Below are 24,591 nucleotides of genomic sequence, written 5' to 3'. Positions count from 1 at the left end.
AAAGAGGGAACTGAAAATGAAGGTCACTGGAAAACTCGCCCGCCTCGGCATTGCCGCAGCCGCGCTCCTCGCGTCCACAGCATCGTCTTTCGCAGCCAACTGGGTCCTGCCGTCCGCCTATCCACCGACCAACTACCATGTCGAGAACCTCAACCAGTTCGCCAAGGACATCGATGCGGCCACTAAGGGTGAGCTGAAGATCACCGTTCATCCGAATGCCTCCCTCTTCAAGGCCCCCGATATCAAGCGCGCGGTCCAGACCGGCCAGGCGCAGGCGGGCGAAGTGCTGCTGTCGCTGCACGAAAACGAAAACCCGGTCTTCGGGATCGACGTCGTGCCGTTCCTCGCCACCAGCTTCGAACAGTCCAAGAAGCTTTACACAGCGTCGAAGCCCGCTATCGAACAGGCGCTCGACAAGCAGGGCCTGAAGCTCCTCTACACCACGCCATGGCCGCCACAGGGCCTCTTCACCAAGAAGGACGTCAACACCGTCGCCGACCTGAAGGGTCTGAAGTGGCGCGCGTATAATGTCGGCACATCGCGTATTGCGGAACTGGTCGGCGCCCAGCCGGTCACCGTCCAGGCTGCCGAACTGCCGCAGGCTCTGGCAACCAGTGTCGTCGATGGCTTGATGACCTCCAGCGCCACTGGCGTCGACAGCAAGATCTGGGAATCACTGACCCACTACTATGACACCCAGGCCTGGATCCCGAAGAACGTCATCTTCGTCAACAAGGCTGCGTTCGCAGCCCTCGACGCCGCCACGCAGAAAGCCGTGACGGATGCGGCTGCGGCTGCAGAAACCCGCGGCTGGTCGATGGCCGCCGAGAAGACGGCGTCCTACATGGAAACGCTGAAGAAGAACGGCATGCAGGTTCTGGAACCAAGCGCCGAACTGAAGACCGGTCTTTCCGAAATCGGCGCCAAGCTGACCGAGGATTGGTCGAAGAAAGCCGGCGCAGATGGCGCCGCCATTCTGGACGCCTACAAGAAGATGTGATTTCGGAAGCGCCGTGGCAATCGTGCCGCGGCGCCCTCTCATTCCGGAGAAGCTCATGTCCGAACCGATAGACACTGTTGGCCCGATCGTTTCTTCGGAACACCTGGCGAGCGGCGCGCTGCCGGCTCTGTCCGAAATCGAGTTCGGCCTCACCATGCTCAATCATGCGTTCAGCCGCTGGATGGTGCGCTGCATGGCGGCATCCGGAGTGCCTGACCTTTCAACCGTCGACATTCTCGTCCTGCACAACGTCAACAGCCGCAACAAACCGAAGACGCTGGCCGATATCGCGCTCGTCCTCAATATCGAAGACACCCACGTCGTGACCTACGCGCTCAAAAAGCTGGAACGGCTGAAGCTGATCAAGTCCGGCAGACGCGGCAAGGAAAAGCTGGTCATGGTGACGGAAGCGGGCGCTGCCGCCTGTGCCCGCTACAAGGCGATGCGTGAAAGCCTGCTCGTCAAATCCGTTTTGGCAACCGAAGTGTCCGCAGACTCCTTGTCGGATGTCGCCGCCCGCCTTCGCGCCCTGTCCGGCCATTACGATCAGGCCGCCCGCGGCGCCGCGTCTCTCTAGCGACAAAACGCTAGCCCAAAAGCGCTCTCGTCAGCGGGTGGTTCGGATCGGATAGCCCGTCCAGAACCGTGAAATGGTTTCTGTCCGGCTCCTCGACGGCTTCGGTCTCGGCCCCCAGACCCTTCCAGATATTGGCGAGCAGGGCGTTCTGTCGAAGGAATTCCGAGCGCTCGTTGCCACCCACCCAGCAGGTGAGGCGCGTGTTCGGCAGGGGTTCCAGCAAGGCCGGGCTTTCGCGCTGCGCCTCGTCAGGATCGATCCGCTGCTTCTCGTTCATCTTCGTCTTCATGATCGGGCGAAGGTCATGCACGCCTGAGATCGACACCGTGTTGACGATGCGGTCTCGGACGGTCTCTGCGAGTGGCGACGTGGTGGTGATCATCCGCGTCACCAGATGCCCGCCCACCGAATGCCCGGCAAGCCGTATCGGCGCGTCCACCAGATCTGCTGCGGCCGTGATGGCCTGGCCGATCTCGCGGGTGATTTCAGCGATCCGGTTTTCCGGCGCAAGCGTATAGGCGGGGAGTGCCACCGCATATCCGCTTTCCAGCGCGCCATGGGCAAAATGCGACCAGTAGCTGTTGTCGAGCGCGATCCAGAAGCCGCCATGGACATAGACGACGAGGCCTGCCGGCTTTCCGGCGGGCAGCAAGAGATCGAACCGGTTGCGCGGATTGTCGCCATAGGCAATGTCGAGCTTCGCACGTCCTTCGGCCACCAGCGTTTCGCGGTACAGTCTTGCCGGTTCCACCCAGGCCGCTGGCCAACGATCGCCCTTTGGAATGTTCGGGCCATTGGCATAGGCGTCGTCCCAGTCGATGATCCCGTGGCGCATGTGATTGTCCCATGATTGATCCGGCTAGCGTCATAACCCGCCCCCGGTGTCGCTGGAAAGCCTGCGTTTGTCTCCGCAGACATCGCCTCGTTGGCATAGTTTGCTTTGTGATGCTTTTTGCGCTTGCACGCGGTGGAAGTTTGCCGGCGAATGTGGAAGGTAACGGTTTCACCGCCATCGACGGATTGGCGGAGCAGGGGATAAAAAAGGGGAGAATGACGATGAAGAAAATCCTGGCAGCCGCCACGATGGCACTCGGCCTCGGCGCATCCGGTCTGGCCATCGCAGAACCGCTCAAGATCGGCATGATCACCACGCTATCCGGCGGCGGTGCAGGCCTCGGTGTCGATACGCGCGACGGCTTCATGCTGGCCATCAAGCAGTCCGGCAACAAGGATATCACCGTCGTCACCGAGGATGATGCGCAGAAGCCGGAACTCGCCGTCCAGATCGCCGACAAGATGATCCAGAGCGACAATGTCGACCTGCTCACCGGCATCGTCTGGTCGAACCTCTTGATGGCCGTCGTTCCAGGCGCGGTCGCGCAGGACAAGTTCTACGTCTCAACCAATGCCGCACCCGCAGCGCTCGCCGGTGCCGGCTGCAACAAACTGTATTTCAACGCTGCCTATCAGAACGACAATCTTCATGAAGCTGTCGGCGAATATGCCAACAAGTCCTACAAGAAGATGTTCATCCTGGCGCCGAACTATCCGGCGGGCAAGGATTCGCTCACCGGCTTCAAGCGCTATTACAAGGGCGAGCTGGCGGGCGAGGTCTATACCAAGGTTGGCCAGACCGATTACGCCGCCGAAATCGCCCAGATGCGGGCATCGGGTGCAGACGGCATCTTCGTCTTCCTGCCGGGCGGCATGGGCATTTCCTTCATGAAGCAGTTTGCCCAGTCGGGTGTGAAGATCCCGGTCATGGGCCCGGGCTTCTCCTTCAGCCAGGATGTGTTGCCGGCGATCGGCGATGCGGCGCTCGGCGCCAAGGCATCGGGGCAGTGGGCTCCGGATTTCGATACCGACGTCAGCCGCAAATTCGTCACCGACTTCAAGGCCGAATACAATCGCCTGCCGTCCATCTATGCGCTTCAGGCCTATGATGCCGGCCAGCTGATCGCGTCGGCCGCTGCCAAGGCAGATGTCAAGGATACCGAGGCCTTCCGCGCCGAACTTCTGAAAGCCGATATCAAGTCGCCGCGTGGGAAGTTCAAGTTCAACACCAACCAGCATCCGATCCAGGATATCTACCTGACGGAAGTGGTGAAGAAGGACGGCGTTCTGACCAACAAGACGGTCGAGAAGATCTTTGCCGATCATGGCGACGCCTACGCCAAAGACTGCAAGATCTAAGGGAAGCATGTGACCATCTCGCTTGCTCTCGAGCAGCTGCTGAACGGTATCCAGCTCGGCGTCATGTTGTTTCTCATGTCTGCCGGGCTGACGCTGATCTTCGGCGTCATGGGCCTGATCAATCTCGCCCATGGCTCGCTCTACATGGTCGGCGCCTTCGCCTGCGCGGCCGTTGCAGCATTGACCGGGTCGTTCTGGCTCGGTCTCGTCGCCAGCCTTGCCTGTGCGGCGGCAGCCGGTGCCATCGTCGAACTCCTGGTCATCCGCAGGCTCTATGACCGCGATCATCTCGATCAGGTGTTGGCGACGTTTGCACTGATCCTGATCTTTTCCGAAGGCACCCGCTGGCTGTTTGGCTCCTTCCCGCTTTATCTCGATATTCCGCCGTTGCTGCAGGGCGCGGTCGCTCTGCCGGGGGATGCAACCTATCCCGTCTACCGCTTGGCGATCATCGCTGTCGGTGCCTTGGTGGCGCTCGGCCTTTACCTGCTGATCGGCAAGACCCGGCTCGGCATGCGCATCCGGGCCGGCGAAAGCGACCGCGAGATGATCGGCGCGCTCGGCGTCGATATCCGCACGCTCTATACGCTGGTCTTTGCACTGGGCTCGGCTCTGGCCGGGCTTGCCGGCGCAATCGTCGGCCCGCTGCAATCTGTCCAGGTCGGCATGGGCGAACCGGTCCTCATCCTCGCCTTCGTGGTGATCGTCATCGGCGGCATCGGGTCGATCAAGGGTGCGCTCATTGGCGCGCTGCTTGTCGGTATCACCGATACGCTCGGCCGGCTTCTTTTGCCGCAACTGCTGACCCTGTTCATGGATCCGTCCCAGGCGGGCATGATCGGCGGCGCTGCGGCATCCATGCTGATCTATGTGGTCATGGCCGTGATCCTGTCGGTAAAACCTCGCGGCCTGTTTCCGCCAGCACATGCATGAAGGCCGTTCAACGATGGTGCTGACCCGCGAAAACGCAGTCAATCTCACGCTGGCCGTCCTGCTGCTCGCCGTGCCCCTGGCCGCGAGTGCGCTCGGCCAGCCGTTCTACATAACCCTTGCGACCCGGATCGCCATTCTGGCGCTGGCAGCGCTCGGCCTCAATCTTGCGCTCGGCCTCGGCGGCATGGTGTCGTTCGGCCACGCAGCCTTTTTCGGCATCGGAGGCTATGCGGCCGGCATTCTTGCAAGCCACGCGCTATCAGGCGAACCGCTTCTGTTCGATCTCTCGGGCACGGCGCAGATGCCGATCATCTGGCTGGTCGCGGTCATCGCAGCCGGTCTGGTGGCGCTCGCCATCGGCGCGCTCAGCCTGCGAACGTCAGGCGTCTATTTCATCATGATCACGCTCGCCTTCGCGCAGATGGTCTATTACTTCGCGATATCCTGGCCGGCTTACGGTGGCGAGGATGGGCTTTCGATCGCGGTGCGCAACCAGTTTCCGGGCACCAACACGATGCGCCCGCTCAATTTCTTCTTCGTCGCATATGCCGTTCTGCTGGCCGGCATCGGCCTTTTCGCGCTGATCCGTGCGTCGCGGTTCGGTGCGGCGCTGGTTGCCACCCGCCAGAACGAGATTCGCGTTGCCGCCCTCGGCATAGACCCCTATCGTATCCGGCTCGCAGGTTTCGTCATCTCGGCCATGATCACGGCCCTTGCCGGCGCTCTCTACGCAGATCTCAACCGCTTCGTCAGCCCGTCCATGCTCGCCTGGCACATGTCGGGCGAACTCATCGTCCTGATCATTCTCGGCGGCACCGGCCGGCTGTTCGGGCCGCTGGCAGGGGCAGCCCTTTATGTGGCGTTCGAGTTCGCGCTGGGAGGCCTCACCGAACGCTGGCAGTTCTTCCTCGGTCTCATCCTTCTCGGCGTGGTTCTGTTTGCCCGCGGCGGATTGCTGGGCCTTCTTGCCGGGAAGACGAAACATGGTTGAGCCGGTCCTGCAAATAGACAATCTCGTCAAGAGCTTCGGCGCGCTTCGAGCCACCGACGGCATCACGCTCGACCTGAAGCCGGGCGAAATCCACGCACTGATCGGTCCAAACGGTGCCGGAAAATCGACCCTGATTCACCAGATCTGCGGCACGCTCAAGCAGGATAGCGGCACGATCCGCCTCGCGGGTGAAGACATCGGCGCACTGAGTGCTGCCGCTCGCGCCCGACGGGGGCTCGGTCGCACGTTTCAGGTGTCGTCGCTGGCGCCGGAGTTTTCAGCGCTGCGTAATGTCATGCTGGCGGTTCAGGCGAGGCAGGGGTCGAGTTTCGGTTTCTTCCGACCTGTCATGCGCGACAGATCGCTGATCGATCCTGCGATGGCGATCCTCGAGCGCGTGGGTCTGTCCGACCGGGCACGCCTGCCGGCGGCCGAGCTTTCCCACGGCGAGCGCCGCCAGCTGGAGATCGCCATGGCGCTGGCCCTGCAATCGAAGGCTCTGCTTCTCGACGAGCCGATGGCGGGAATGGGGCCGGAAGGTTCGAAACGGCTTACAGGCTTTCTCGATACGCTGCGCCAGGAAGCACCGATCCTGCTTGTGGAACATGATATGGATGCCGTCTTCGCGCTGGCCGACCGGATTTCGGTTCTGGTCTACGGCCGCATCATCGCAACCGGCACGGTTGAGGATATAAGGCGCGATCCGGCGGTCCGTACCGCCTACCTGGGGGATCACGCCTGATGCTGCTCGATGTCAAGGATATCGCGACGTACTACGGCAGCAGCCAGGCGCTGTTCGGCGTCGAATTTGCGGTGGCGGAAGGCGAGGTCGTGGCGCTGATGGGCCGCAACGGCATGGGCAAGTCCACGACCATCAAGTCGATCTGCAATCTCTTGAGCCCGAAAACCGGCCGCATCGTCTTCGATGGTAAGGACACCGGGAAGCTGGCACCCTACAAGGTGGCGCGGCTGGGCGTCGGACTTGTGCCCGAGGGACGCCGCTGTTTCCCGAACCTCACCGTTCACGAAAACCTGGTCGCCGCGGCCCGGCCCGGCGAATGGACCGTCGCAGGGATCAATGCCCTGTTTCCCCGTCTTGAGGAAAGGCATGCGCAGATCGCGAGGTCGCTTTCGGGCGGCGAGCAGCAGATGCTGGCGATCGGACGCGCGCTGATGACCAATCCGCGCCTGCTGATCCTCGACGAGGCGACAGAAGGGCTTGCTCCTGTCATCCGCCAGGATATCTGGAAGGCGCTGCGCCAGTTGAAGACGAAGGGCCTGTCCATTCTCCTGGTCGACAAGACGCTGTCCGAGCTCTTGCCGGTTGCCGACCGGTGCGTCATCCTCGAAAATGGCAGAAGCGTCTGGACCGGCGCACCAGCCGATCTGACACCAGGGTTGCAGGATCGATATCTCGGAGTGTGAGCAATGACGGACGATCTGCAGGCCATCGTCGACCGGATTCACGCCAAGCTGCAGAGCCGGCTGGGCGAGGGAAAAGTGGCCGACTACATTCCCCAGCTTGCCCATGTCGATCCACGCAAGTTCGGCATGGCGGTCGTCACCGTCGACGGCAAGGTCAATAGCGCTGGTGATTGTGCCGAACCCTTCTCGATCCAGAGCGTGTCGAAGGTTTTCACGCTGACGCTCGCACTCGGCAAGCATGGCGAAACCACCTGGAACCGGGTCGGTCGGGAGCCGTCGGGCTCTCCCTTCAACTCCATTGTCCAGCTCGAACAGGAGGCCGGAAAGCCCCGCAACCCCTTCATCAATGCCGGCGCGATTGCCGTCAGCGATCTCGTTCTTGCTGGCCATACGCCGCGCGAGGCGATCGGGGAGATCCTGCGCTTCGTCCGATATCTGGCGGATGACGAAACGATCGCGATCGACCCGTCGGTTGCGAAATCCGAGGAAGCGACCGGCTACCGAAATTTTGCGCTTGCCAATTTCATGCGCTCTTTCAACAAGCTCTCGCATCCGGTCGAGCATGTGCTCGGCGTCTATTTCCACCACTGCGCCATCTCCATGACCTGCACCCAGCTGGCGCGGGCCGGTCTATTCCTCGCCGCCAATGGCCGCAACCCGATGACCGGGCACACCGTGGTCTCAAGCCAGCGGGCACGGCGCATCAATGCCCTCATGCTGACCTGCGGCCACTATGACGGCTCCGGCGAGTTCGCTTATCGGGTCGGGCTTCCCGGCAAGAGTGGTGTCGGCGGCGGCATCATGGCCGTGGCGCCGGGACGCGCATCAATGGCCGTCTGGTCTCCAGGTCTCAATCAGAACGGCAATTCGCTGGTCGGTTCGCTCGCGCTCGAAATGCTGGCGGATGAAACCGGCTGGTCCGTGTTCGGGCACTGACACAACACTCCCTTCAAAACAGAAAGCCCGGCCTCCTTTCGGAAGACCGGGCTTGTTTCGTTGGGGGAAGGCTGAGGTCCTCAGTCTTCGCTGGCTGCCATCTGGTTCAGCACGTTGCCGCGTCCGCGCATGCGCAGCACCAGCGGTACGATCAGGGCAGCCGCTGCCACGAGCAGCAGGCCTGCGGCGATCGGCGAGGTGAACAGCACCGTCACGTCGCCCTGGCTGATAGACAAGGCACGGCGCAACTGCTGCTCGGCCAGCGGGCCAAGGATCAGGCCGACGATCACAGGCGCGATCGGGTAATCGAACACGCGCATGATGTAGGCGACGAGACCGAAGACGAGCAGCATGCCAAGCTCGAACACCGACGGATTTGCGCCAATCGTGCCAAGCGTCGCAAACACGAGAATGCCGGCATAGAGCCAAGGCTTCGGGATCGTCAGCAGCTTCACCCACAGACCGACCAGCGGCAGGTTCAACACCAGCAGCATCAGGTTGGCGATGAGAAGCGAAGCGATCAGTCCCCAGACCAGCTGCGGGTTGGTGACAAAAAGCAGCGGGCCCGGCTGCAGGCCATATTGCTGGAAACCGGCCAGCATGATGGCGGCCGTCGCCGACGTCGGAAGACCGAGCGTCAGAAGCGGCACGAGCGTACCGGCGGCGGATGCGTTGTTGGCAGCTTCCGGACCGGCAACACCTTCGATCGCACCATTGCCGAACTCTTCAGGATGCTTGGAAAGACGCTTTTCGGTCGCATAGGAGAGGAAGGTGCCGATTTCTGCACCACCGGCCGGCATTGCGCCGATCGGGAAGCCGATGACGGTCCCGCGCAACCAGGCTTTCCAAGAGCGCGCCCAGTCCTGGGCGGTCATCCAGACGGAGCCCTTGATCGCTTCCACCTTGTCGGGTGCCTGGGCACCCTGGGCTGCGATAAACAGCGTCTCGCCGATCGCAAACATGGCAACCGCCATGGTCGTGACCTCGATGCCGTCGAGAAGGTCAGGTACGCCGAAGGAGAGGCGGTTCTGGCCGGTCAGCTGATCGATGCCGACAAGCGACAAAGCAAGACCGATGAACAGAGATGTCAAGCCACGCAGCGTCGAGTTTCCGAAAGCCGACGAGACTGTGACGAAGGCGAGAACCATCAGCGCGAAATATTCGCGCGGACCGAACACCAGCGCCAGCTTGACGATATAGGGTGCAACGAAGGCGAGCGCGAGCGTGGCGATCAGGCCGGCCACGAAGGAACCGATCGCAGCTGTTGCAAGCGCTGGCCCCCCGCGTCCTGCGCGGGCCATCTTGTTGCCCTCGAGCGCAGTCACGATCGAGGCGCTTTCGCCTGGCGTGTTGAGAAGAATCGAGGTCGTCGATCCCCCATACATGCCGCCGTAATAGATGCCGGCAAACATGATCAGCGAGCCGGTTGCATCCAGCTGGTAGGTAACGGGCAGAAGCAGCGCGACGGTGGTTGCCGGACCGATGCCGGGCAGCACGCCGACCATCGTGCCGAGCGTTACGCCGACGAGCGCGTAAAACAGGTTCATCGGCTCTGCGGCAGAGGCCAGACCCTGAAGAAGGAATTCGAAAGTGCTCATGGATTAACTCTCTGGCTCCAAGTTAAAGGAGCAGGTTTTCCAGCGGACCGGCGGGAAGGGAAAGCTGCAGGACGCCCGCAAACAGGTACCAGATGGCGAGACAGATCGCGATGCCGATCGGAATGCTGATATGCAGCCGACGGGCACCAAAACCGCGTGCGGCGAAAGCGAAAAGCAGGCCCGTCGCAATCGAGAACCCGACGAACCGGATCAGGATCATCTGGGCGAGAAGCCCGGCGACAACCCAGGCGACGGGACCGAATTCCTGCCGTTCGCGCGCGGGGAAATCCCGACGGAATGCCGCAAAGACCGTCCAGATGGCTAGGCCGATCAGGCCGAAAGCGATCCAGTAGGGCACGGAGGCGGGGCCGACAGGCGAGTAGCCAGTCGTACTCGTCAGCCGCGACACATCGATGAAGATGACGGCGGCGACGATCGCGAGTACGGCTGCAATGGCAAGCGCCGCCCAATCAGGGCGGCGCTGTTCGGTAGTCGTGTTTTCAGAACTCATTTGACCAGTCCGATGTCCTTCAGGATGGTTTCCGTCGCAGCGATATCCTTGGCGAGCTGCTCATCGAAGGCCGGACCGGAGAGGTAGGTGTCCATCCAGCCCTTGGTCTTCAGGTTATCCTGCCAGGTCTTGGACTTTACCAGCTTCTCGATGTCGGCAGTGATGGTCTTCTTCTGCTCGTCGGAAATGCCGGGAGCAGCGGCAACCATGCGCCAGTTCTGCAGCACGACGTCGAGACCGGATTCCTTCAGCGTCGGGGCATCAATGCCGTCGATCTTCTTGTCGGACGAGATCCCCAGCAGGCGCAGCGAGCCGGCCTTGATCTGCGATTCGAACTCGCCGTAGGACGAGATACCGGCCGTCACCTGGCTGCCCAGGATCGCGGCAAGCGCTTCGCCGCCACCGGAAAACGCGATGTAGTTGATCTTGGTCGGGTCTACGCCGGCAGCCTTTGCAATGAGGCCAGCGCCGATGTGGTCGGTGCCGCCAGCCGAACCGCCACCCCAGGATACGGAACCCGGATCAGCCTTCAGCTTGGTGACCAGATCCGCCATCGTCTTGATGTCGGAAGAGGTCGGGACGACGATCACTTCGTATTCGCCGGTCAGGCGTGCGATCGGTGTGACGTCTTTCAGAGTTACCGGCGACTTGTTGGTGAGGATTGCGCCGACCATGACGTAACCGCCAACCATCAGAGCGTTCGGGTTGCCCTTCTGCTGGCTGGCGAACTGGGCGATGCCGATCGTGCCGCCGGCGCCCGGAACGTTCATGACCTGGACGCGGTTGGAGATCTTCTCCTGCTGCAGGGCGACCTGCATGGTGCGGGCCGTCTGGTCCCAGCCGCCGCCCGGCGCTGCCGGTGCCATGACCGAATAGTCAGCCGCTACAGCCGGGAAGGCGACTGCGCCCGCGAGGAAAGATGCGATGAGAAAATGTTTCAAGGGTATGTCCTCCGTTGACGTCCTTTTGGACGAAATCTTTGATGGCGCAACGGTAGGATCGATTTGAGCGGACTGGTGCCGTCCGTTGATCTCCTCCCGTCACCGATCGAGTCCGCCTCCGAACGGGTCTCGAATGGTTCTAAGGCAGCATAACAAGCTGACATCTACCTGACATTTCCCTGACTGCGTCTGTTTGACAAGGGTAAATGCCTCAAAATCGCCAGAATTGATCACTGCTGGCGCAAGACCTCGTTCCATTTCGAGATCAGCCGCGCCCGTTTCACCTGATCGAGATAGACCATCAGCCCGAGGCTGACGGGCACCGGCTTCAATTGGCCACCCAGCATCTCGCGCATCGTCGTTGCGGTGTTGTTGCCGGACACTTCGGGACTGACGGCCGGGATCTGCAGTTCGCGGGCCATAATCGTCTGGCCCTCCTTCGACATGAAGAATTCGAGGTAGCGCTTTCCGAGATCGGCACGTTGAGCGGCTTGCGGCACCAGCCCGATACGCGACATGACCACCGTATAGTCCTTCGGCAGGACGATCCCGACATTCGGGTTCCGTGAGGCCCAGTCGGCGGCGTAGGAACCGACGATATTGTAACCCATCAGGAAACGGCCATCCGCCACCCTCTCGAGGATGGCGCCGCTTGTCGAATAGAGTTTGACGCCCGCTTCGCCCATCGCCCGCACCACCGACCAGATGTCGCCGAACTGTTCCTGGTCGCGCGACATGAACAGGAAGCCGACACCGGAGCGTTCGATATCGTAGGTGCCGATGCGGCCATGCGCCTGGTCACCTTGGCGCGCCAGAAACGCGATGAACTCGGCGCGGGTGGCAGGCGGCGCCTCGTTCTTGAAACTCGGCTTGTTGTAGACGAACACGGCCGGCTCGAAGGTCAGCGCGTAAACCGTATTGCGCCAGTTCGCCCATTCGGGCCATCGCCCGCTCATCGGCAGATCGCTCGCCTGGGCGTAACCGTCATTGGCGAGCTTGACCTGGAGATCCATGGCCGACGAAAACGCGAAATCGGCGGTCTTGCGGCCCGCGTCGGTCTCCCGCACGATCCTGTCGTAGATCTCTCCCGTCAGCATGTCCTCGTAGGACACCGCCACATCTGGGTTGGACGACTGGAAGCCTGTGATCATCGGCTTGGCAAGAGGCTCGTCCAGCGACGAATAGACGGTAAGGACAGGCGCATCCTTGTTGCCCGAAAGGGCAGGAAACATCAGCACTTCCGCGACGGCCAGATGCGGCGCAGCGATGAGACAAAGACAGAGGAGAAGCTTTTTCATTGCGGGCAAGAATGCCCGACCCGGGCGCTTGCGGCAAGCCGTTGGAAATCCATCACTGGCGTCCGGAATGCAGGGCTCGCGGTTTACCGCTCCCCTGTTGTATTGCCGGTCGCCGTTATTACCTGTCAATGGCGATTTCCCCACCAGCCCTTTGAGGTCATAACCATGTCGCTTTCCCTCTACGACGTCTCCGTCCCGGCCTTTATCCGTGGATTTGCCAATCTCTCCGAGATCCTGAAGAAGGCCGAAGCCTTCGCCGACGAGAAGGGCATTCCCCACAGCCAGCTTCTCGAAGCGTGCCTGATCGAGGACATGCTGCCGCTGACGGGTCAGATCCAGCGCGCTAGCGACACGGCCAAGTTCGTCCCGGTGCGCGTCGGCCAGCTCGAAAACGTCGCGATGGAGGATAACGAAGTCACGTTTGCGGATCTCCATGCCCGCATCGACAAGACGGTCGCCTTCCTGAAGACCGTCGTTCCCGCCAGCATGTCCGGTCGCGACGAGGCCGAGGTCGTGCTGAAGACCCGGTCCGGCGAGATGAAATTCACAGCCACCGACTACGTTCTCGGGTTTGCCCTGCCCAACTTCTATTTCCATCTCACCGCCGCCTACGCGATCCTCCGCCACAAAGGCGTACCCATCGGCAAGACCGATTATCTCGGCCGTAGCTAGGCGAGCTATCGGCAGACGCTGCTGTGTCCAGTGACAACCCCGCGTCCCGGCGATAAGAGTCAGCCGGAACGGGGAAATGACGGTTTGCGTATCCTTCTTGTCGAAGACAATCAGACGCTGGCATCGGGCCTTGCCGCGATTTTGCGCGGCAGCGGCTATGTGGTCGATCTCGTGGCCGACGGAACGTCGGCGGAGGCAACGGTCGCCGCCGAAAGCTACGATCTGGTTATTCTCGACCTCAACCTTCCCGAAATGGATGGTCTCGATGTTCTGAAGGCCATGCGCGCCCGCCAGAACCGGGCGGCGGTGATGATCCTCACCGCCCGCGGCACGCCGGAAGAGCGGGTCAAAGGCCTCGATCTCGGCGCCGACGATTACATGACGAAACCGTTCGACGTGCCGGAGTTCGAGGCGCGCATCCGCGTCCTTCTTCGCCGTCAAGCGGGCCTGCGAAGCTCTGTCATCACCTATGGCGGCGTCACTTTCGATCTGACCTCCCGAACCTTTTCGAGCCAGGGCGTGCCGCTCGATATCCCTGCCCGCGAGGTGGCCCTTCTCGAACTCCTCTTCATGCGGGCCGGAAAGGTCGTGTCCAAGGAGGCGATCATTCGGTCGCTGACAGGGTTCGACGACGACCTCTCGTCCAATGCGATCGAGCAGTATGTGAGCCGACTAAGAAAGCGGCTTGCGGTCTACGGCCTGACCGTCAAGACCGCCCGCGGCATCGGCTATTATCTCGAGAAAATGGCCTCTCCGGAATGACGCCGACAGCCGCCTATTCGCTCCGCCGCCGCCTCCTAGCGTGGCTGCTTCTCTCGACGGCGCTGATCGGTGGCGTCGCCATGTTCGACACATGGGATGAGGCGCTCGATACGGCCAATGAAGTGTCCGATCGCGTGCTTGCGGGGTCGGCTCTCGCGATCGCCGAGCGCGTGATCGTCGCGGAAGACGGAGCGCTCGAGGTCGACATCCCCTATGTGGCCCTGGAAATGCTGACCTCTGCCGCGCAGGACCGGGTCTTCTACCGCGTCGACGGGCCGCCCGGCACCTTCATCACCGGCTACCAGAACCTTCCCTCCATCGCGCGTCGGGAGGGCCAGGCGGTGGCGTTCGAGAACGCCAGCTTCCGCGGCGAGCCCATCCGCGTGGCGGTGCTCGCCAGATCCGCCTCGACCGGCATCCGGTCTGTGCCCTTCGTCGTCACGGTCGCCGAAACCACCATGGCCCGCGAACAATTGACGCGCACCATCCTGATCCGGTCGGCGCTGCGAATCCTCTTCATGATCATCGGTGCCGCCGTGATCGTCTGGATCGCCGTCACGCTGTCGCTCCGGCCGCTCTATCGCTTCAGCGAAGCGATCGCCGAACGCAGCCCGGACGATCTGCATCCGATCGGAGAAAGAGTGCCGAACGAGGTTCAGGGCCTGGTCGATACCGTCAATTCGTTCATGGTGCGGCTCGAAGGCGCGTTGAATGCCCTGCGCCACTTTACCGGCAATGCCAGCCACCAGCTCCGAACTCCGCTCGCAATCGTGCGCACACAGCTCGCACTTGCGGACCGGGCGGACGATCTGGCCACGGCAAAGACGGCGGTCCGCAAGGCGGATGAAGCGGTCGCCGGTGCCGAACATATCCTCGCGCAGCTGCTGCTGATGGCAAAGATTGATGCGGCCGGACGCTCGGCAGCATTCCGCAAGCTCGATCTCACCGATCTCGTCCGCGGCCTGACGGGAGATCATGTTCCGGGCGCCGCCGATCGTGGCATCGACCTCGGGTTCGAAGGAGAGGGCGCAACTGAGGTCAACGTCGAGCCGCTGCTGATCGGCGAACTGGTGAAGAACCTGATCGTCAACGCGATCCTTCATGGGGGCTCCGGCACGGAGGTCACCGTCCGCATCGAACGGAGTGACGAGACGGCCCGGCTCGAGGTCGAGGATAACGGCCCGGGTATTCCGCCCGAGAAGCGAGCTACCGTGCTCGAACGATTCGGACGTCTCGGCCGCGGCGATGCATCCGGCACCGGTCTCGGACTGCCGATCGTCGAAGAGATCGCCCGCCTACACGGCGCTGCCCTGTCGCTTCACGATGCCTCAGTCGGTACAGGCTTGAAAGTCCGGATCGATTTCCCGCTGGCCGGATAGGTTCCTCCACCCTTAAGCGTACGCACATTCTCCAGAAATCCAGGTGCTTTTCATGGAGAGATCCGCGCCAAGCACGACGAAATCCGCATCATATCCGGGCTTCAGAAAGCCCTTCCGATCCTCGATGCGAGCGGCCTGGGCGGGATAGGCAGAAGCCATGCGCAAGGCCTCCTCCAGCGACAGGCCGAGATTGCGGTGCACGTATCGAACCGACGAGATCATGTCGATATCGGCGCCGGCGAGTGTTCCGTCGGCAAGGGTCAGCCGGCCATCCTTGCGCAGGATTTCGCGGCCGTTGAGCGTGAAGGATGTCATGTCGGTGCCGATCGTCGACATGGCATCGGTCACCAGGAATATCTTTCCCGGACCGGCTTTGGCGCGCAGCGCTGCCCCCATTGCCGCGGTATGGACGTGGATGCCATCGGCGATCAGGCCTGCATAAAGCGCTCCGGTATCGAGCGCCGCCCCGACCAGCCCCGGTTCGCGGTGACCGAGCGGGCTCATGGCGTTGAAGAGATGCGTGACGGTGCGAATGCCGGCCTTGGCATAGGCCGCCGCCGTATCGTAGCTTGCTTCCGTGTGACCGAGGCTGACGATGATGCCGGCGTCTGCGAGCTTTGTGACCTGTTCGGCGGTCACGCTTTCCGGCGCAATGGTCACCATCAGCACATCGAGCGCCCGTCCGCAGGAGAGCATCAGATCGAGGTCGCGATCCTCCATCGGACGGATGAGCGTAGGATCATGCGCTCCCTTGCGGGCAACGGACAGATGCGGTCCTTCCAGATGCAGTCCGAGAAAGCCGCGAATGCCCCGCGTCTTCGCATCGATACCGGCGGCAACAGTCCGGGCGGAAATGTCAGGCGTGTCGGTGATCAAGGTCGGCAACAGTGCCGTCGTCCCGAACTTCGCATGGGCGGCGCAGATCGTGGCGATACCCTCGACCGTCGGCTCTTCGTTGAGGAGCACGCCACCGCCGCCATTGACCTGCAGGTCGATAAAACCCGGAGCGATGATCTCGCCACCGTCGATCCTCTCGATCTCAGGTGCGAGCGAAGCCGAAGGCTGGATGTGATCGATCCGGCCGTTCGAAAACACGACCGCGGCATTCTCATGCCAGTCGGCGCCGTCGAAGATGCGGTTTGCAGTCAGAGCCTTGAGGTCGGTCATAGGGTTTCGGTGACTTTGTTGAGGGCTGCCGGCTGATCGGGATCAAACCCCTTCGACCGCGACCAGGCTTCGACGAAACCGTAAAAGGGCACGATCAGCGCCAGCGCGTCGGTCAGCGGATGGCCGGTGGCAACGAATGGCAGCTTTCGGGCAGCCGTGACCTTGTCGGAGGTCGCGTAGGCGAGCGCGCCCTTGGCCGCGAAATTGTCTGCGATCTGCACCGCGGACGCTTCCGCCGCGTCCCTCGCGGCAAAGGTCAGTACCGGAAAGCGCTTTTCGACCAGCGCCACCGGACCATGCAGGACTTCGGCCGCGGAATAGGCCTCCGCATGCATGTTGGACGTTTCCTTGAATTTGAGCGCAGCCTCGCTGGCGACTGCTAGCGCCGGGCCGCGGCCGAGCATGTAGAGCGAATCAGCATCGCCGAGTTCGCTCGCAAACGCGCTCCAGTCGAGCTTGATGGCTTCATCGAAATGGCCGGGCAGGGCGCGAACCGCCGCTTTCAGCCGGTCATCGGCGGTCCATTCGGCGAGAAGGGCAAGACCGGCGACAATCGAGCTGACGAAAGACTTGGTTGCCGCAACCGCAATTTCCGGACCCGCATTGATATCGACCCCATACAGCGATGCCTCGGTGATCGGCGACGGGAGCGTATTGGTCAGCGCAATCGTCACCGCTCCTGACCGGGTCGCAGCCTCCGCCATCGCGACGATGTCCGGGCTCTTGCCGGACTGGGAGATGGCGATCGCAGCGCCACCGCCAAGCTGCATATTGGCACCGTAGATCGAGGCAAGCGACGGTCCGAGCGAGGCAACCGGGCGCCCCGCCGTCAGCTCGATCGCATATTTGATGAACGTCGCGGCATGATCGGAGGAGCCGCGCGCGATCGTTACCAGGAAGGCCGGATCCTTGTCGCGCAGGGCCTTGCCGGCCTTGGCAATGTCTGCCGCCGAACGGTCGAGCAATCGGGCCGTCGCCTCCGGTATCTCGTCGATTTCCTGGCGCATATGGGTCTTCATCGTCATCCTCGTCTGATCAGCTGTCGCCAAGCGAAAGCTCGGCCACGAAATCATAGGCATCGCCCCGGTAAAGCGAGCGGGTAAGCTCCACCACCCGGCCGGAGGCCAGGTAGGAAACGCGTTCGATCGACAGGCCCGCCGCCTCGATGGGCACTTCAAGCAGGCCGGCGTCGATCTTTTTCAGATTGGTAGCGGAGATCCGCTGGATGGCGCGTACCGGTCGCGCATCCTTCTTTTCAAGTTCCGCATAAAGCGACTGCTGGAGCGATACCGGGTTGGGCAGGAATTCTGCCGATATGCTGGCGCGCTCGATGGCAAGCGGCATGTCGTTCCCAAAGCGCAAACGTCCGATCCGGGCAACCATCGTGCCGGGTGCGAGACCCAGCATCATCATCTCTTCGGGCGAGGGATGAAACAATCCGCGCTCCAGCCATTCCGATCGGGAAACCAGGCCACGCCGTGCCATGTCCTCGGTAAACGATGTCAGCTTGGTCAGGGGTTGCTCGACGCGCGACAGCGGTTTTACCACGAAGGTCCCGGATCCATGGCGGCGGGTCAGAAGCCCGTCCCGGACGAGATCGTCGACGGCCTTGCGCACCGTGACGCGGCTGACGCTCGCATAGTCGGCGAGATCCCGCTCCGCGGGAAGCGCGTCGCCGTGACCGAGCTTGCCGGACCGGATCGCATCTTCCAGGCTTTGGCGCAGCTTGAGATAAAGCGGGCCGGAGCCGCCGGACTGCAGGCCGTCGAGGGGGAGGATGGCCGTCAGCGTCTCGCTCATGCGCACGCCTCCATCCGGGCTCCAGATGCGAAGGCCTTGACGGCCAGTTCGACGGCGCCGGTCAGCGCGTCCGCCCGCGGCTCGGAAAGGCGACGCCTGTGCCTCTGGGCAAGATAGGGAGGATAAAGCGGTGCGAGACCGCCCAGCAGGCAGAGCTTGGTCTTGTCGCCGGATAGCGCGGTAACTGCATCGAGCGCTTCGTCGATCCCGGCTGCACCGGTATGGAGGATCCGCAAAGCCGTCTCGTCGCCACGCCGCGCAAAGTCGAAGACCTTTGGCGTGTGACGACCGAAGTCGCCGGGCTTTGCCAGCCGCGCGAAATCGACGATCAGTTCCGGATTGTTGTCGAACTCGGCAAGGATTGCCTCGCAAAGCGGGGTCATCGGCCGTATCCGGTCAAAGGCAAGCAGGGTTTCCTGCAGCGCGAGCTGTCCCAGCCTTGCACCGCTGCCGAGATCGCTCACCTGAAACCCCCAGCCGGCGACGGATCTGAACTGACCCTGGCTGCGAATGATATAGACGGTCCCGGTCCCAACGATGCCGATCGCACCGTCTTCGTCACCGATCGCGCCCTGCAAGGCGATGACGCCGTCAGACACGATCTGCGATCTGGCAAAGGGGAGACGTTCGGTCACATAGCCCACCGCGCCGCCGACATTGTTGCCGGCAAGACCCAGGATTGCAGATGCGGATGAAAGATCCGGCGTGAGCCCAGCATCTTCGAACGCCAGCTCTGCGGCTTCAGCAATATGCCTGAGGGCAGTGTCGGGATCGGTCAGGATATTGGAGGCACCGCTCTTGCCGCGGCCGAGCAGGGTGCCGTTCCTATCGGCCAGCGCCGCCCGGCAGCTTGTCCCGCCGCCATCTATCCCGATCACGTAATCCGCCATGGATACCTCCACGAAGAATGATACCAAAAAAATACCATTTACCAAGCGCGAAATTATTGATGCGGACAGAGCGGGGCTAAGACGCTATTTTAACTCGATTATTAGTACTAAACGCCAGCTGCCATGTTTCAGTCGGTAACTTTCGTTAATTTCCTGCTGGACAATTGGTATTTTTTTGGCATCATTTTGCTTGAGGGAGAAACGGATGAGCCAAACAGCCACCGAAGCCAGGCATGGGAATACGGAAGGGCTCGATACGCGCGCCCCGACCGAAATCCTTCGGCTTCTGGCTGCCGGTCAGCAGCAGGCCGCAGCCAGCATCGATGCGGCGGTCCCGGCTCTTGCCGATGCAGCGGAGCTGGTTGCTTCGGCTCTGAAGATGGGCGGAAAGCTTGTGTACGCAGGCGCCGGCAGCTCCGGCCTGATGGCCATGGCCGATGCGCTCGAGCTTCCCGGAACCTACGGCATTGCACGCGAGCAGATCGTTCTTCTTCTTGCCGGCGGAACGTCCGTTCTGGCTGACCTGCAGGGCGCGCCGGAGGATGATATCGCCCTGGCCGATCAGGATGCAGCGATCATTGCGGCGGGAGACTGCGTTCTCGCCGTGTCTGCAAGCGGCTCGACCCCTTACGTGCTGAAGATCGTCGAAATTGCCGGGGCCCGTGGCGCAAAGGTCGTGGCACTCGCCAACAATCCCGATGCACCCCTTTTTGACCATGCCGATGTGGCCGTCCTTCTCGAAACGCCGCCGGAACTGGTGGCGGGGTCGACGCGCATGGGCGCGGGGACCGCACAGAAGCTTGCATTCAACATGCTGTCGACGTTGGCTGCGATCAAGCTCGGTCACGTGCATGACGGACACATGGTCAATCTGCGCGCCGACAATGCCAAGCTGCGCACCCGCGCCGCCGGCATGGTTGCCGATATCGCAGGCGTGACTGCCGACGAGGCGGTAAGATATCTGCAGGTGGCGGACGGATCGGTGAAGATCGCCGTGCTCCTGGCTGAAGGCGCCTCTGATGTCGACGCCGCACAATCGTTGCTTATTCGTTCCGATCACGTGTTGAGGAAAGCACTTGCGGAACTGAAGATGACGGAAACGACCGAGACTCGCGCTGCAAGGCGCTAACCAATAAGGGAGAACAGCATGAACAGCCTGTTGAAAACAATTCTTTTGGCCACGACGGTGCTCGCGTCCGCGGGTGCAGCGTCTGCGGCCGATGTCACGCTCAACATCGAGAGCTGGCGCAATGACGATCTGGCGATCTGGAAAGAAAAGCTGATCCCGGCCTTCGAAGCGAAGAACCCCGGCATCAAGCTCAACTTCTCGCCGACCGCACCGACCGAGTACAATGCGTCGCTCAACGCCAAGCTCGATGCAGGCTCTGCCGGTGACATCATCACCTGCCGTCCGTTCGATGCCTCGCTCGAACTCTTCAACAAGAAGCAGCTCGTCGATCTCACCAGCCTGTCGGGCATGAGCAATTTCTCGCCGGTCGCCAAGGCCGCTTGGTCGACAGACGACGGCAAGTCCACCTTCTGCGTGCCGATGGCATCCGTCATCCACGGCTTCATCTACAACAAGGACGCCTTCGACCAGCTGAAGATCGCGGTGCCGAAGACGAACGAAGAATTCTACGCGGCGCTCGACAAGATCAAGGCCGACGGCACGTTCATTCCGCTTGCCATGGGAACCAAGGATCTCTGGGAAGCCGCAACGATGGGCTACCAGAACATCGGCCCGAACTACTGGAAGGGCGAGGAAGGCCGCAAGGCGCTGATCGAAGGCAAGCAGAAGCTGACCGATCCGGAATGGGTCAAGCCCTACGAAGAGCTGGCCAAGTGGAAGCCCTATCTCGGCGACGGTTTCGAAGCCCAGACCTATGCCGACAGCCAGAACCTCTTCACGCTCGGCCGCGCGGCGATCTTCCCAGCCGGTTCGTGGGAAATCGCGCTGTTCACCAGCCAGGCCCAGTTCAAGATGGGCGCGTTCCCGCCGCCGGTCCTGAAGGCTGGCGAAACCGGCTACATCTCCGACCATCCGGATATCGGCGTTGGCTTGAACACCAAGAGCAAGCATCCGGAAGAAGCCAAGAAGTTCCTTACCTGGGTTGCTTCGCCGGAATTCGCCGAGATCTACGCCAATTCTCTTCCGGGCTTCTTCAGCCTGAATTCGTCGCCGGTGAAGATGGCCGATCCGATGGCGCAGGAATTCGTTTCCTGGCGTGAAAAATACAAGCCGACGGTCCGCTCGACCTATCAAATCCTGTCGCGCGGCACCCCGAACCTCGAAAACGAGACCTGGGTCGAATCGGCCAACGTCATCAACGGCACCGATACCCCGGCCGTTGCCGCCGAAAAGCTCCAGAAGGGCCTCGACAGCTGGTACAAGCCAGGTAAGTGACAAGCTTACCCTCCCCTTGATGGGGAGGGTCGGCCCGACGGGCCGGGGTGGGGTGATCCTTGTGCGTGTGGTGTCACCCCCACCTGCAGCTTCGCTGCGACCTCCCCCTTCAAGGGGGAGGTATCGTGATCATGCTGCGCCAGCGCAAGCACAAGAAAACAGGCAAAGCCATGAGCGACATCCACCCTTCATCTGCCCTGCAGCTGGTATCGATCAAGCGCCCGTTCCGCTGGCATATCGTCGTCTTCATGGCGCCGGCGCTGCTGGTCTACACGGCGATCATGATCCTGCCGCTGATCGAGACGCTCAGGCTTTCGTTCTACAACACTGTCGATGGTGCTCAGTCCTTCGTCGGCTTTGCAAACTACCAGGTCCTGTTCGGTGATGTGCGCTGGGCGCGCGATTTCTGGAATGCGCTCACCAACAACCTGATCTTCTTCGCCATCCACATGTGCGTGCAGAACCCGATCGGCATTGCGCTCGCAGCACTCCTGTCGCTGCCGAAACTGCGTTTCGCCGCCTTTTACCGCACCGCCATCTTTCTTCCGACGCTTCTCTCCTTCGTCATCGTCGGCTTTATCTGGAAGCTCATCCTCTCGCCCATCTGGGGCGTTGCGCCCTGGCTGATGAGCCTTGCCGGTGCCAAATGGCTGTTTGCGCCCTGGCTCGGTCAGTCCGGGCCGGCGCTGATTGCCGTTTCCCTGATTTCGGTATGGCAATATGTCGGCATACCCATGATGCTGATCTATGCGGCGTTGCTCAGCATCCCCGAAGAGGTGGTCGAAGCTGCCGAATGCGACGGCATTACCGGCTGGAGCCAGTTCTGGAAGATCAAGCTGCCGCTCATTCTGCCGGCGATCGGCATCATCTCGATCCTGACCTTCGTCGGAAATTTCAACGCCTTCGATCTGGTCTACACGGTGCAGGGCGCGCTTGCGGGCCCTGATATGTCGACGGATATTCTCGGCACGCTTCTCTACCGCACCTTCTTCGGTTTCCAGCTGCAACTCGGAGATCGCTCCATGGGGGCAACGATCGCAGCGGTGATGTTCGTCATCATCCTTGCCGGCGTTTCCTTCTATCTTTTCGCCATCCAGCGGCGCATGCGCCGCTACCAGTTCTAGGGGGCGTGTAGATATGTCCAACAAGGCACGCTCTTCACCGATCCGCTCAAGCCTCGTGCATCTGGCTTTGATCGCCTACACGCTGATCGCGCTCTTCCCGGTGTTCCTCACCATCATCAACTCGTTCAAGGATCGCAATTCGATCTTCCGCAATCCGATGCAGGTTCCCACACCGTCGAGCTTCAGCCTGATCGGCTACCAGACGGTTCTCGGACAGGCGGATTTCATCGGCTATTTCCAGAACAGCATGATCGTCACGGTCGTCTCGATCGCGCTCGTGCTGTTGTTCGGCGCGATGGCCGCCTTTGCGCTGTCAGAGTATCGCTTCCGCGGCAACACGCTGCTCGGCCTCTACATGGCGATCGGCATCATGATCCCCATCCGGCTCGGCACGGTTGCTATCCTGCAGGGCATGGTCGCGTCGGGCCTCGTCAACACGCTCACCGCGTTGATCCTCGTCTACACGGCGCAAGGGATACCGCTTGCGATCTTCATCCTGTCCGAATTCATGCGCTCGGTCTCCGACGATCTCAAAAATGCCGGGCGCATCGATGGGCTCTCGGAATATGCGATCTTCTTCCGTCTGGTCCTGCCGCTTGTGCGCCCGGCCATGGCAACGGTCGCCGTCTTCACCATGATCCCGATCTGGAACGATCTCTGGTTCCCGCTGATCCTCGCGCCCTCTGAGGCCACCAAGACGGTAACGCTCGGATCGCAGATCTTTATCGGCCAGTTCGTCACCAACTGGAACGCGGTGCTGGCAGCGCTGTCGCTCGCCATCCTGCCGATCCTTGTCCTTTACGTCATCTTCTCGCGGCAACTGATCCGCGGCATCACGTCTGGAGCCGTCAAGTGAGTTCAACCGAAAAGCCGATCCGCGTTCTCGTCGCAGGCCTCGGCAATATGGGCCGTAGCCATGCGCTGGCCTATCACAACAACCCGGGCTTCGAGATCGTCGGTCTCGTCAACCGCTCGACGCCGACGCTCGATCCGGCCCTTGCCGGCTACGAGATCCATGCCGATTTCCTGACAGCCCTTGCCGAGCTGAAGCCGGACCTCTGCGCCATCTGCACCTATTCCGACAGCCATGCAGACTATGCAGTTGCCGCCTTCGAAGCCGGTTGCGACGTGTTTGTCGAAAAGCCGCTGGCAACCACGGTTGCCGATGCCGAGCGCGTCGTTTCCGCCGCCAAGGTCGCGGGCAAGAAGCTGGTGATCGGCTATATCCTGCGCCATCATCCTTCCTGGATCCGCCTGATTGCCGAAGCCCGCAAGCTCGGACCGCCCTATGTCTTCCGGATGAACCTCAACCAGCAATCGTCAGGCCCCACCTGGGATGTCCACAAGGCGCTGATGCAGACGACGCCGCCGATCGTTGATTGCGGCGTTCATTATGTCGATGTCATGTGCCAGATCACCGATGCCAAGCCGGTGGAAGTGCGCGGCATGGGCCTGCGCCTTTCCGATGAAATTGCGCCCGACATGTATAATTACGGCCACCTTCAGGTGATCTTCGATGACAAATCGGTCGGCTGGTACGAGGCGGGCTGGGGCCCGATGATTTCCGAAACTGCGTTCTTCGTGAAGGACGTGATGTCGCCGAGAGGCTCGGTCTCGATCGTCATGGACCCCAATGCCAAATCCGACGATATCGACACCCATACCAAAACCTCTGTCATTCGCCTTCACAACGCCGAGACCGGCCCGGACGGCAGGTTCATCAGGCCCGACGAGGATATGACGATGGCGGGCGAACCCGGCCATCAGCAGCTTTGCGATTTCGAGCAGGCCTATATGCTGAAGGCGATCCGCGAGGATATCGATCTCAGCCGGCACATAGACGATGCGGTCCAGTCGCTGCGCATCTGCCTTGCGGCGGATGAAAGCGCACGGACCGGCAAGCCGATCTATCTCTGAAAGCAACGCAAGCAATCGTGCCGGACGGGACAGCGTCCGCGATTGCACCAAACGACAGAAGTGGGAATACGCT

General features: G+C 61.6%; 25 protein-coding genes. 16 read left to right on the top strand and 9 right to left on the bottom strand.

From position 1 onward, the window contains the following. Positions 1–16 precede the first annotated feature (16 nt). Both ASG19_RS06215 and ASG19_RS06210 read left to right on the top strand, forming a co-directional pair. Complete coding sequence (locus ASG19_RS06215) at positions 17–1,000, top strand: TRAP transporter substrate-binding protein (RefSeq protein ID WP_062454240.1); 984 nt, start codon at positions 17–19, stop codon at positions 998–1,000. 55 nt (positions 1,001–1,055) lie between these two features. Further along, the gene (locus ASG19_RS06210) at positions 1,056–1,577 is read left to right on the top strand and encodes a winged helix DNA-binding protein (protein WP_062454239.1); all 522 of its coding nucleotides are present in this window, start codon (positions 1,056–1,058) and stop codon (positions 1,575–1,577) included. Positions 1,578–1,587: 10 nt separating this feature from the next. Here ASG19_RS06210 and ASG19_RS06205 read toward each other — a convergent pair whose 3' ends face one another. Then, positions 1,588–2,412 (bottom strand): alpha/beta hydrolase, encoded by an 825-nt coding sequence (locus tag ASG19_RS06205; protein ID WP_062454238.1) that lies wholly within the window; start codon positions 2,410–2,412, stop codon positions 1,588–1,590. Between the two features lie 221 nt (positions 2,413–2,633). On the opposite strand from ASG19_RS06205, the gene ASG19_RS06200 reads away from it, so the two are divergent. Genes ASG19_RS06200 through ASG19_RS06175 form a run of 6 tightly spaced genes read left to right on the top strand, consistent with a single transcriptional unit; the run spans position 2,634 to position 8,055 of the window. Continuing rightward, a complete protein-coding gene (locus tag ASG19_RS06200; RefSeq protein ID WP_062454237.1) occupies positions 2,634–3,770 on the top strand; it encodes an ABC transporter substrate-binding protein in 1,137 nt (378 codons plus the stop codon). 9 nt (positions 3,771–3,779) lie between these two features. Then, on the top strand, positions 3,780–4,703 hold the full coding sequence (locus ASG19_RS06195; RefSeq protein ID WP_062454236.1) for a branched-chain amino acid ABC transporter permease: 924 nt from the start codon (positions 3,780–3,782) through the stop codon (positions 4,701–4,703). Between the two features lie 13 nt (positions 4,704–4,716). Beyond that, positions 4,717–5,694, top strand: coding sequence for a branched-chain amino acid ABC transporter permease (locus ASG19_RS06190; RefSeq protein WP_062454235.1), 978 nt, complete (start codon positions 4,717–4,719; stop codon positions 5,692–5,694). Beyond that, complete coding sequence (locus tag ASG19_RS06185; protein WP_062454234.1) at positions 5,687–6,436, top strand: ABC transporter ATP-binding protein; 750 nt, start codon at positions 5,687–5,689, stop codon at positions 6,434–6,436. Before ASG19_RS06190 ends, ASG19_RS06185 begins: the two co-directional genes overlap by 8 nt. Next, positions 6,433–7,119: an ABC transporter ATP-binding protein gene (locus ASG19_RS06180; RefSeq protein ID WP_062454233.1), complete on the top strand. Its 687-nt coding sequence runs from the start codon at positions 6,433–6,435 to the stop codon at positions 7,117–7,119. Before ASG19_RS06185 ends, ASG19_RS06180 begins: the two co-directional genes overlap by 4 nt. A gap of 3 nt (positions 7,120–7,122) precedes the next feature. Further along, positions 7,123–8,055, top strand: coding sequence for a glutaminase (locus ASG19_RS06175; protein ID WP_062454232.1), 933 nt, complete (start codon positions 7,123–7,125; stop codon positions 8,053–8,055). A gap of 80 nt (positions 8,056–8,135) precedes the next feature. Here ASG19_RS06175 and ASG19_RS06170 read toward each other — a convergent pair whose 3' ends face one another. The 4 genes from ASG19_RS06170 to ASG19_RS06155 all read right to left on the bottom strand — a co-directional run bounded on the left by ASG19_RS06170 (position 8,136) and on the right by ASG19_RS06155 (position 12,403). After that, on the bottom strand, positions 8,136–9,653 hold the full coding sequence (locus ASG19_RS06170) for a tripartite tricarboxylate transporter permease (protein WP_062454231.1): 1,518 nt from the start codon (positions 9,651–9,653) through the stop codon (positions 8,136–8,138). Positions 9,654–9,675: 22 nt separating this feature from the next. Then, the gene (locus tag ASG19_RS06165) at positions 9,676–10,164 is read right to left on the bottom strand and encodes a tripartite tricarboxylate transporter TctB family protein (protein ID WP_062454230.1); all 489 of its coding nucleotides are present in this window, start codon (positions 10,162–10,164) and stop codon (positions 9,676–9,678) included. Continuing rightward, entirely contained in the window at positions 10,161–11,105 is a 945-nt protein-coding gene (locus ASG19_RS06160) for a tripartite tricarboxylate transporter substrate binding protein (RefSeq protein WP_062454229.1), read from the bottom strand. The genes ASG19_RS06165 and ASG19_RS06160 overlap by 4 nt, the downstream gene beginning before the upstream one ends. A gap of 230 nt (positions 11,106–11,335) precedes the next feature. Continuing rightward, positions 11,336–12,403 carry an ABC transporter substrate-binding protein gene (locus ASG19_RS06155; RefSeq protein WP_062454228.1) on the bottom strand — a complete coding sequence of 356 codons (1,068 nt, stop codon included), beginning with the start codon at positions 12,401–12,403 and terminating at the stop codon, positions 11,336–11,338. A 165-nt stretch (positions 12,404–12,568) separates the two neighbouring features. Here ASG19_RS06155 and ASG19_RS06150 point away from each other — a divergent pair, with 165 nt between their 5' ends. The 3 genes from ASG19_RS06150 to ASG19_RS06140 all read left to right on the top strand — a co-directional run bounded on the left by ASG19_RS06150 (position 12,569) and on the right by ASG19_RS06140 (position 15,216). Then, the gene (locus ASG19_RS06150) at positions 12,569–13,075 is read left to right on the top strand and encodes a DUF1993 domain-containing protein (protein WP_062454227.1); all 507 of its coding nucleotides are present in this window, start codon (positions 12,569–12,571) and stop codon (positions 13,073–13,075) included. Between the two features lie 84 nt (positions 13,076–13,159). After that, positions 13,160–13,837 carry a response regulator transcription factor gene (locus tag ASG19_RS06145; RefSeq protein ID WP_062454226.1) on the top strand — a complete coding sequence of 226 codons (678 nt, stop codon included), beginning with the start codon at positions 13,160–13,162 and terminating at the stop codon, positions 13,835–13,837. Next, complete coding sequence (locus ASG19_RS06140) at positions 13,834–15,216, top strand: sensor histidine kinase (protein ID WP_062454225.1); 1,383 nt, start codon at positions 13,834–13,836, stop codon at positions 15,214–15,216. The genes ASG19_RS06145 and ASG19_RS06140 overlap by 4 nt, the downstream gene beginning before the upstream one ends. 12 nt (positions 15,217–15,228) lie before the next feature. Here the strand turns inward: ASG19_RS06140 and nagA are convergent, their stop codons facing one another. Genes nagA through ASG19_RS06120 form a run of 4 tightly spaced genes read right to left on the bottom strand, consistent with a single transcriptional unit; the run spans position 15,229 to position 19,073 of the window. Next, positions 15,229–16,383, bottom strand: a complete 1,155-nt coding sequence (nagA, locus tag ASG19_RS06135) for an N-acetylglucosamine-6-phosphate deacetylase (protein ID WP_062454224.1) — start codon at positions 16,381–16,383, stop codon at positions 15,229–15,231. Then, a complete protein-coding gene (locus ASG19_RS06130; protein ID WP_244476084.1) occupies positions 16,380–17,408 on the bottom strand; it encodes an SIS domain-containing protein in 1,029 nt (342 codons plus the stop codon). Before ASG19_RS06130 ends, nagA begins: the two co-directional genes overlap by 4 nt. Before the next feature lie 10 nt (positions 17,409–17,418). After that, positions 17,419–18,183 carry a GntR family transcriptional regulator gene (locus ASG19_RS06125; protein WP_062454222.1) on the bottom strand — a complete coding sequence of 255 codons (765 nt, stop codon included), beginning with the start codon at positions 18,181–18,183 and terminating at the stop codon, positions 17,419–17,421. Continuing rightward, positions 18,180–19,073: an N-acetylglucosamine kinase gene (locus tag ASG19_RS06120; RefSeq protein ID WP_062454221.1), complete on the bottom strand. Its 894-nt coding sequence runs from the start codon at positions 19,071–19,073 to the stop codon at positions 18,180–18,182. The genes ASG19_RS06125 and ASG19_RS06120 overlap by 4 nt, the downstream gene beginning before the upstream one ends. Positions 19,074–19,278: 205 nt before the next feature. Between ASG19_RS06120 and ASG19_RS06115 the strand changes: the two genes are divergently transcribed. The 5 genes from ASG19_RS06115 to ASG19_RS06095 all read left to right on the top strand — a co-directional run bounded on the left by ASG19_RS06115 (position 19,279) and on the right by ASG19_RS06095 (position 24,518). Then, positions 19,279–20,202 (top strand): N-acetylmuramic acid 6-phosphate etherase, encoded by a 924-nt coding sequence (locus ASG19_RS06115; protein ID WP_062454220.1) that lies wholly within the window; start codon positions 19,279–19,281, stop codon positions 20,200–20,202. Between the two features lie 18 nt (positions 20,203–20,220). Beyond that, complete coding sequence (locus tag ASG19_RS06110; protein WP_062454219.1) at positions 20,221–21,477, top strand: ABC transporter substrate-binding protein; 1,257 nt, start codon at positions 20,221–20,223, stop codon at positions 21,475–21,477. Positions 21,478–21,647: 170 nt separating this feature from the next. Then, positions 21,648–22,601, top strand: coding sequence for a sugar ABC transporter permease (locus ASG19_RS06105; RefSeq protein WP_062454957.1), 954 nt, complete (start codon positions 21,648–21,650; stop codon positions 22,599–22,601). A gap of 13 nt (positions 22,602–22,614) precedes the next feature. Continuing rightward, on the top strand, positions 22,615–23,457 hold the full coding sequence (locus tag ASG19_RS06100) for a carbohydrate ABC transporter permease (RefSeq protein WP_062454218.1): 843 nt from the start codon (positions 22,615–22,617) through the stop codon (positions 23,455–23,457). Continuing rightward, positions 23,454–24,518, top strand: coding sequence for a Gfo/Idh/MocA family oxidoreductase (locus ASG19_RS06095; RefSeq protein WP_062454217.1), 1,065 nt, complete (start codon positions 23,454–23,456; stop codon positions 24,516–24,518). Before ASG19_RS06100 ends, ASG19_RS06095 begins: the two co-directional genes overlap by 4 nt. Positions 24,519–24,591: the final 73 nt, after the last annotated feature.

Origin of the sequence: Rhizobium sp. Leaf306, assembly GCF_001423425.1 — a bacterium.
In the GTDB taxonomy this organism is placed as follows: Bacteria; Pseudomonadota; Alphaproteobacteria; order Rhizobiales; family Rhizobiaceae; genus Neorhizobium; species Neorhizobium soli.
The sequence above is the reverse complement of the archived record's forward strand: the minus strand, read 5'-3'. Positions and strand labels throughout refer to the sequence as shown.